The organism is Synechococcus sp. R6-5, assembly GCF_047461775.1.
Taxonomy (GTDB): domain Bacteria; phylum Cyanobacteriota; class Cyanobacteriia; order Thermostichales; family Thermostichaceae; genus Thermostichus.
Genome location: NZ_JANSHV010000246.1, coordinates 1 through 7,549, shown reverse-complemented (window position 1 = coordinate 7,549; position 7,549 = coordinate 1). Strand labels below are relative to the sequence as shown.

The following is a 7,549-nucleotide window of genomic DNA, read 5'->3' as shown; positions in this document are numbered from 1 at the left end:
ACTCCGTCCCGCTACCGCGAAAGGCAGATGCTTGGGTATCGGGGCACCGGCCAAGAGAGGTTAATCTGGGGATCCGAGGCGATCTCTAATTGCTCTAATTGGCTATTGTCTGGTTATCGGCAGCTCAGCCTTGGAGCTCGGGATGGAACACCCCACCGCCAGCCTTTACTTGGTGGCCACCCCCATCGGCAACCGCGAAGACATCACCCTGCGGGCGCTGCGGGTTTTGCGGGAAGTGGACTGGGTGGCGGCAGAAGATACTCGCCACTCCGGCCAGCTTCTTAAACATTTTCAAATCTCCGCCCGCCTCATCAGCTATCACGAGCACAACGCTGCCCAACGGATCCCGCAACTCCTGAAGTATCTGTCGGCGGGCCAGTCGGTGGCCCTGATCAGCGATGCCGGCACTCCTGCCATCTCCGATCCGGGAGAAGAGTTGGTGCGCGCCTGCATTCAGGCCGGGATCCCGGTGATCCCTGTGCCGGGGCCGGTAGCTGCTGTTGCCGCCTTGACCGCTTCGGGCCTGCCTACAGGACGATTCGTGTTCGAGGGATTTTTGCCGCTTAAACCCAGTCAGCGACAGGCCCGCCTGCAACAGTTGGCCCAAGAAGAGCGCACCGTCGTTCTCTATGAAGCCCCCCATCGCCTGCGCCAAACTCTGCAGGATCTGCTGGATCACTGCGGCCCGGAGCGGCAGATCGTGCTGGCGCGGGAGCTGACCAAGCTGTATGAGTCCTTCTGGCGGGGATCCCTGGCAGCAGCCTTGGAGCACTGCGCTGCTCAGCCGCCCCGAGGGGAGTTCACCCTCTTGCTTGAGGGATATGTGGGTGCCGTTCCCAGCCCTAACCCTGCCAGAGGCGGGACGGAGTCCTTGAATGGGCGGGGAGACAGTGAATCGGAAGCGGAAATTCGTCAAGAAATGGCCCGATTGCTGGCCGAAGGCCTGTCCCGGTCTGCAGCCAGCCGCCGGTTGGCCCAGCGTTTACAGGGATCCCCCATCTGGACGCGGCGCCGCCTTTACGATCTATCCTTGCAGCTTGAGCCGCTCTCCAGTTCTGGCGGGACGGAGTCCTTTTCTGAGTACGTCAGCGCTCCACATTGTTTCCAAGACGACGGCGAGACTGAGTCCTGAGGCGTTCGCGTTAGCGGGACGGAGTCCTATGGCACGGATTTTGTTGGTGGACGATGAAGTGGAGTTGGCCGATTCTCTGGCCCAGCAATTGAGGCGAGAGGGCTACACGGTGGACGTCGCCTACACAGGAGGGCGGGCCTGGGAGCTGCTGCAAAAGTCCCCCGCTCTGCCCTACGATCTGCTGGTCTTGGATTGGATGTTGCCGGAGCTCTCTGGGCTTTCCCTCTGTCAGCGGGTGCGGCAGGTGGATTGCACCACCCCTATCCTGTTTCTGACGGCCAAAGATACCCTAGACGACCGGGTGGAAGGGCTGGATGCCGGGGCAGATGATTACTTGGTGAAGCCGTTTGAGCTGCGGGAACTGCTGGCGCGGGTGCGAGCCCTCTTGCGGCGGGCCACCGGCCCTGGAGAAGGGATCCCTCGCCTGCAGGTCGGGGATTTGGAGCTGGATCGGGAGAACCAGGTGGCCTACCGGCAGGGGTGGATGATCCACCTCTCTCAAAAAGAGTTTCGCCTGCTGGAGTACTTCATGACCCACCCCGGCCAGTTGCTCACCCACGACCAGATCTACGAGCAGGTGTGGGCCGGAGAGGATCCCCCCAGCAGCAACGTCTTGGCAGCCCAGGTGCGCCTGCTGCGGCGCCGCCTCAGGTTGCCCGGAGCAGCAGAATTGATCCACACCGTCTACGGCAAGGGCTATCGCTTTGGGCCTGTCGCCGGGGATCCCTAGCAGCCGTCCCACCTGTAGATAAAACCAAGGCTCCCCCGAAAAGAAGGAGCCCTGCCGGGTCTGGGGAGCGCTTTCAGTCAGCAATGCCACCAGGGCGTTCCCCCCTTCAACCCTGGGGAGCCCAGTCGCCGCGCTATCGGCAACTCCCCTCTCCTCCTGTGGGAAAGGGGCTGGGGGTGAGGGATCACTTGGACTTGAGCTTCTCCGCTTTCTCGATGGCCTCTTCGATGGTGCCCACCAAGTAGAAGGCTTGCTCCGGCAGATTGTCCAATTCCCCCGACAAAATGCGCTGGAAGCCCTTGATGGTGTCTGCCAATTTCACATACTTGCCAGGGGAGCCGGTGAATACCTCCGCCACGAAGAACGGCTGGGACAGGAAACGCTCGATGCGGCGGGCGCGGGCCACCACCAGCTTGTCCTCTTCCGACAGCTCGTCCAGCCCCAGGATGGCGATGATATCTTGCAGCTCTTTGTAGCGCTGCAGCGTTTGCTTCACTGCCCGGGCGGTGTTGTAGTGCTCTTCGCCCACAATGTCCGCCTGCAGGATGGTGGAAGAGGAATCCAGGGGATCCACCGCCGGATAGATACCCTTGGCTGCCAAGCTGCGGGACAATACCACCGTCGAGTCGAGGTGGGCAAAGGTGGTTGCTGGGGCCGGATCCGTCAAGTCGTCAGCAGGCACATACACCGCCTGCACCGAGGTGATGGATCCCTGCTTGGTAGAGGTGATGCGCTCTTGCAGGTTGCCCATTTCGGTAGCCAAGGTGGGCTGGTAACCCACCGCCGAGGGCATGCGGCCCAACAGCGCCGACACTTCCGACCCGGCCTGCACAAAGCGGAAGATATTGTCGATGAACAGCAGCACGTCCTGCTTGTTAACGTCGCGGAAGTACTCTGCCATGGTCAGGGCAGTCAGGCCAACCCGCATGCGGGCACCCGGTGGCTCGTTCATCTGGCCATAGACCAGCGCCACTTTGTCCAGCACACCGGATTCTTTCATCTCGTTGTAGAGGTCATTGCCCTCGCGGGTGCGCTCTCCCACGCCCGCAAACACCGATAGGCCAGAGTGCTCCTCAGCGATGTTGTGGATCAGCTCCTGGATGAGCACCGTCTTGCCGACGCCGGCACCGCCAAACAGGCCCACCTTGCCCCCCTTTTTGAAGGGGGCCAGCAGGTCAATCACCTTGATGCCGGTTTCAAAGGGCTCTGGCTTAATCGTCAAATCGACAAGTGGAGGCGCACTGCGGTGGATGGGGGCAAATTCTTGGGCTTGAACGGGCTCTCCTTGGTCAACCGGCTCTCCCAGCACATTGAAAATGCGCCCCAGGGTGGGCTGCCCGACCGGCACAGTAATCGGAGCGCCCGTATCCACCACCGGCATGCCCCGCACCAGGCCGTCGGTCGAGGACATGGCCACCGCACGCACGCGGTTATCCCCCAAAAGCTGCTGCACCTCAAAGGTGACGTTAACCTTCAGGCCGCTTTCGGTTGTGCCCTCCACCTTGAGGGCATTGTAGATTTCGGGCAGCTTGCCGCTGGGAAACTCGGCGTCGATCACAGGCCCAATGACCTGAGTGATGTAGCCAACATTGGTGGCAGTAGCGGTGGCAGTAACCATGATTGAGGCTCAGCTCCTTGTGTGCTCAGTTATCGACTCAGCAATGCCGGGTGTAAATCATTATCATCATACAAATAAAGGGATCCCAGTTGCTGCCGCACTTTTGCCTGTCCAGCCTATGGGGGATCCCCGGCAGAGTGGGCTTTTCTTCGCTACCCTAGAGCTAGGTTAGAGAAGGGGATCGCCAGCGATGAGCCACTACGGAGGCCGTACCGCACAGCTCAGCTCCGTCAGGTTGGGAGGACGGCGTTCCCGCCCGCGTCGGGGCCGGGCCCTACAACTGGGGATCCTTGGCTTCTTGCTGGGGTTAGGGGTGATGGGGGGAGCTTGGTGGTACAGCATCGGGCCCCGGCAAACCCTTTCCCTGTATTGGCTGACCAGTGCTGACAACTCTATTGACTACGTGCAGCAGGAGCGCAGGGTTCGCGCCTTTGACACTCAAGAAGCCATCCGCCTGGCCTTGGAGGAGCTGATTGCCGGCCCCCGGGATCCCCACCTCACCACGGCCATTCCCCCCCAGACGCGGGTGTTGGATGTGCGGGTGGAGGGCGACGATATTTTCCTCAACTTCTCCCCCGAATTCACGCAAGGGGGGGGATCCACGGCGATGATGAGCCGGATTGCGCAGGTGCTCTACACGGCCACCAGCCAAAACCCCGGCGCCCGGGTTTGGATCTCGGTGGAAGGCCGTGCCCTAGAAGTGCTGGGGGGAGAGGGGCTGATCCTGGATCAACCCCTGACACGGGCCTCGTTTGTGCCCAGCTTTCAGCTGCCGGCGGAGCCGGCAACCCCGAAGGACTCCGCCCCCCTAACGGGGTCGCCAAAGCGTCGCCTAGCGATAACGGCTTCTTGAGACGGAAACCATGAGCTGGTTGCAGCGGGTGGGCAGCAGTTTTCTCCTGGCCGGTCAGGTGATTCTGCATCTGATGCGGGGTCGTATCCATCGCCGCAACACCCTGGATCAGCTTTCGGCGGTGGGTCTGGAGTCGCTGCTGATTGTTTTGATTACGGCGGTGGTGATCAGCGGTGTTTTCACCATCCAGTTGGCGCGGGAGTTCATCAACTTTGGCGCTTCCTCCCTAATTGGGGGAGTTTTGGCGATTGCCCTTGCCCGCGAGCTGACGCCGGTGGTGACGGCGGTGATCTTGGCCGGACGGGTGGGATCCGCCTTTGCCGCCGAGCTGGGCACCATGAAAGTCACGGAGCAGATCGACGCTCTGCTGTTGTTACGCACCGATCCGGTGGATTATCTGGTGATCCCGCGGGTGCTGGCTGCGGGGCTGATGCTGCCGGTGCTCACCATCCTCTCCCTGCTGACGGGGCTGGTGGGGGGGATGATCATCTGCGCTTCGGCCTACAACATCTCTCCTGCAGTGTTTCTCAACTCGGCGCAAACCCTTCTGACCTCTTGGGATTTGCTCGTCTGTTGTTTGAAGGCGATGGTGTTCGGGTCTTTGATCGCCATTGTCGGCTCCAACTGGGGCCTTTCCACCAGCGGGGGAGCCAAGGGGGTGGGTCGCTCCACCACCGATGCAGTGGTTACGGCGCTGCTGGGCGTGTTTGTCACCAACTTCCTTATTTCTTGGCTGTTGTTTCAGGGGCCGGGGAGCGCCCTCAGCCGCGCGTTGTAGCCACTTCTGCTGTCCCGTTAGCGTTGCGGAGCAATAGGGAGAGAGCTAGGATGGGATCCCCTTTCCCTTCAGCGGTGCAGAGCACTTTGCGAGTAGAATTTCAGATTTTCCGACAGTTGCCGCCGGAGCCGCCCCGCTGGCAGTCCTTCTGGCTGGAGACATCCCCTGGCGCCACCATTCTCGATTGCCTCAACCAGATCAAGTGGGAGCAGGATGGCAGCTTGGCCTTCCGCAAAAACTGCCGCAACACCATCTGTGGCAGTTGCGCCATGCGCATCAACGGTAGGGCAGCCTTGGCTTGTGGCCGACATGTGGGCGAAGAGCTGGATCCCCGCAGCCCCCAGCCGCAGCCTATTCGCATCGGCCCTCTGGGAAACCTGCCCGTTCTGCGGGATCTGGTGGTGGATATGCAGCCCTTCTGGAACGATCTCAGCCGGGTGGATCCCTTTGTCAGCACGGCGGGGCGACGCATCCCGGAGCGAGAGTTTTTACAGCTGCCTGCCGAACGGGAGCATCTCAACGCTGCCGGTGGCTGTATTCTCTGCGGAGCCTGCTATTCCGATTGCAATGCCAAAGAGGTGAACCCAGAGTTTGTCGGCCCCCATGCTCTGGCCAAAGCCAACCGCCTCGTCCAAGACAGCCGCGACAGCCAACGGGAACAACGCCTGCAGGCTCTGGATAGCTTGGCCGGTGTCTGGGGCTGTACCCGCTGCTGGAACTGCAACAGCGTCTGCCCGATGGGCGTGGCACCTCTGGATCAAATCACCGAACTCAAACAGGGGATCCTCTCCCGCCCTGTAGACAAGACCGCTGCTCTGCCCACCGACCGTTCCCCATCGCACGCTGTTCGCGCTATTCGGACGGAGTCCTTGCCCATAGCCATCCGCCACCGCAAGACTCTGGTGCAACTGGTGCGCTCCGGTGGTTGGATAGATGAGCGCCGCTTTGCCCTGCAGGTGGTGGGACGGGATCCCAAAGGGCTGCTCAGCTTGGTGCCTTTGGGTCTGCGCCTGTTGGTCAGGGGCAAATTTCCCTTTCGCTTCCAGCCCTCTGCAGGGGCGGCGACGGTACGGCGGCTTATCGACACAGTTAGGCAGGAAGGAAGGGATCCCCTCTAGGCTCCGGGTTTGAGGTTGTCTTGGCCGGAAATCAATCTGGCACTCAAAATCCGATCCCCCACTTTGATGTGGCGCAGCACCTCCGTTCCCTCTGTAACGTACCCGAACACGGCATAGCGGCCATCCATGAGGTTTAACCCCGCCGGGGTGAGATCCGGCTCAGCCATAAAGATGAAGAACTGAGAAGAGGCGCTGTTGGGATCGTCGGGATAGCGGGCCATGGCCACCGTCCCTTCGGCGGAAAAGGGCAGAGCCGGTTCCACATCCCACAGGCCCATCTGATCAAAAGTCTGGCCGTAGCGGGGCATCACCTCGCCTTTGGCGCGAATCTCCATGGGGATGGTGCGAACCTTGCCCGTGGCCGGATCCACATAGCCATCGGCAGGGCCAGGGGGATCCCCGGCCTGCGCCAGGAAGAAGGTCTCCACCCGGTCAAAGGTCAGGCCATCGTAGAAGCCCCGCTGCACCAGGTCGGCAAAGTTGCCGGCAGTGATGGGGGCGCTGTAGCCATCTAAGGTGATCACCATGCGCCCGGCAGTGGTGTTTAGCTCCACCTCTGCCCGCCCCAAGAGCTGAGGTTTGTCGGCATACTCAGCAGGCACTGTGTAGGGGAAAGCCCCCACCCAGTTGTTTTCGAGGGATCCCAACTCGTCCACTAGACGGTCGTAGGCAGCGCGGGCCTCTTCTTTACCCTTGGATTTGCGCTCGCTGGCTTGGCCGATCACCCGCAACTGCTCCCGCAGCGCAGCCATCTGTTCAGAGGCTGGGGTCACCCGATCCGGGGGCAAGCCGGCCAGCAGGGAATCTCCATAGCGATCCAGAAGCCGCTCCACCTGGCGCACATCTCCCCGCACTGCCGACCAGCGGTTGTACTTCAGGTCGGTGTCGATTTTGGAGATGGCCTCATCAATTTCCAGCAGCTTCGTTTCCTGAATAGGCAACGCCCGCCGCAACAGGGTACGTGGATCGGTAATGGCATCCCCTTGGGGCAGAGCCAAGGCCGGGATCCCCCAGAGCGCCACCCCGCAGAGCAGAGCAGCTACGTAGAGGCCAATCCGGCAAAGGGATCCCCATTGCCAAAATCCTTGGGCACGCTGCGTCATGGTTCCTACCGACTGCAAAACCACTCCTGTCTCAGCCTGACATCCCACCGTCACAGGCGGCAAGCGCTGTCAGACCTCGATTGAGATTTCAACGACTGGCGTGCTCCACCTGGGGGAAAGCCGTCATCGCTACGCAACGCTTTTGCGACCGCAATAGCGGGACCAACTTCTCCAAGGGCATGGCTACACGGCTCTGATACATTCACGCTGAACTCTC

7 protein-coding genes are annotated in these 7,549 nt (G+C 61.3%); 5 read left to right on the top strand and 2 right to left on the bottom strand.

The features are described 5' to 3' along the window. The first annotated feature begins 142 nt into the window (after positions 1 to 142). On the top strand, positions 143 to 1,132 hold the full coding sequence (gene rsmI / locus NW818_RS12175) for a 16S rRNA (cytidine(1402)-2'-O)-methyltransferase (RefSeq protein ID WP_414342835.1): 990 nt from the start codon (positions 143 to 145) through the stop codon (positions 1,130 to 1,132). A 28-nt stretch (positions 1,133 to 1,160) separates the two neighbouring features. After that, positions 1,161 to 1,862: a two-component system response regulator RppA gene (rppA, locus tag NW818_RS12170; protein ID WP_414424699.1), complete on the top strand. Its 702-nt coding sequence runs from the start codon at positions 1,161 to 1,163 to the stop codon at positions 1,860 to 1,862. A 184-nt stretch (positions 1,863 to 2,046) separates the two neighbouring features. Here rppA and atpD read toward each other — a convergent pair whose 3' ends face one another. Further along, entirely contained in the window at positions 2,047 to 3,480 is a 1,434-nt protein-coding gene (gene atpD / locus NW818_RS12165; protein ID WP_011434062.1) for a F0F1 ATP synthase subunit beta, read from the bottom strand. 190 nt (positions 3,481 to 3,670) lie between these two features. Between atpD and NW818_RS12160 the strand changes: the two genes are divergently transcribed. From NW818_RS12160 to NW818_RS12150, 3 genes are all read left to right on the top strand, one after another. Continuing rightward, positions 3,671 to 4,333 (top strand): GerMN domain-containing protein, encoded by a 663-nt coding sequence (locus tag NW818_RS12160; protein WP_414424698.1) that lies wholly within the window; start codon positions 3,671 to 3,673, stop codon positions 4,331 to 4,333. A gap of 10 nt (positions 4,334 to 4,343) precedes the next feature. Continuing rightward, positions 4,344 to 5,111 (top strand): MlaE family lipid ABC transporter permease subunit, encoded by a 768-nt coding sequence (locus NW818_RS12155; protein WP_414424697.1) that lies wholly within the window; start codon positions 4,344 to 4,346, stop codon positions 5,109 to 5,111. Between the two features lie 86 nt (positions 5,112 to 5,197). Next, positions 5,198 to 6,229: a succinate dehydrogenase/fumarate reductase iron-sulfur subunit gene (locus NW818_RS12150; RefSeq protein WP_414424700.1), complete on the top strand. Its 1,032-nt coding sequence runs from the start codon at positions 5,198 to 5,200 to the stop codon at positions 6,227 to 6,229. On the opposite strand, the gene NW818_RS12145 is transcribed toward NW818_RS12150, so the two are convergent. Further along, a complete protein-coding gene (locus NW818_RS12145; protein WP_414424696.1) occupies positions 6,226 to 7,332 on the bottom strand; it encodes a peptidylprolyl isomerase in 1,107 nt (368 codons plus the stop codon). The genes NW818_RS12150 and NW818_RS12145 overlap by 4 nt on opposite strands. Between the last annotated feature and the right edge of the window lie 217 nt (positions 7,333 to 7,549).

What these genes read in the sequence shown, in the direction of transcription:
- rsmI (WP_414342835.1), top strand. Translation starts at nt 143, where the DNA reads ATGGAACACCCCACCGCCAGCCTTTACTTGGTGGCCACCCCCATCGGC.
- rppA (WP_414424699.1), top strand. Translation starts at nt 1,161, where the DNA reads ATGGCACGGATTTTGTTGGTGGACGATGAAGTGGAGTTGGCCGATTCT.
- atpD (WP_011434062.1), bottom strand. Translation starts at nt 3,480, where the DNA reads ATGGTTACTGCCACCGCTACTGCCACCAATGTTGGCTACATCACTCAG.
- NW818_RS12160 (WP_414424698.1), top strand. Translation starts at nt 3,671, where the DNA reads ATGAGCCACTACGGAGGCCGTACCGCACAGCTCAGCTCCGTCAGGTTG.
- NW818_RS12155 (WP_414424697.1), top strand. Translation starts at nt 4,344, where the DNA reads ATGAGCTGGTTGCAGCGGGTGGGCAGCAGTTTTCTCCTGGCCGGTCAG.
- NW818_RS12145 (WP_414424696.1), bottom strand. Translation starts at nt 7,332, where the DNA reads ATGACGCAGCGTGCCCAAGGATTTTGGCAATGGGGATCCCTTTGCCGG.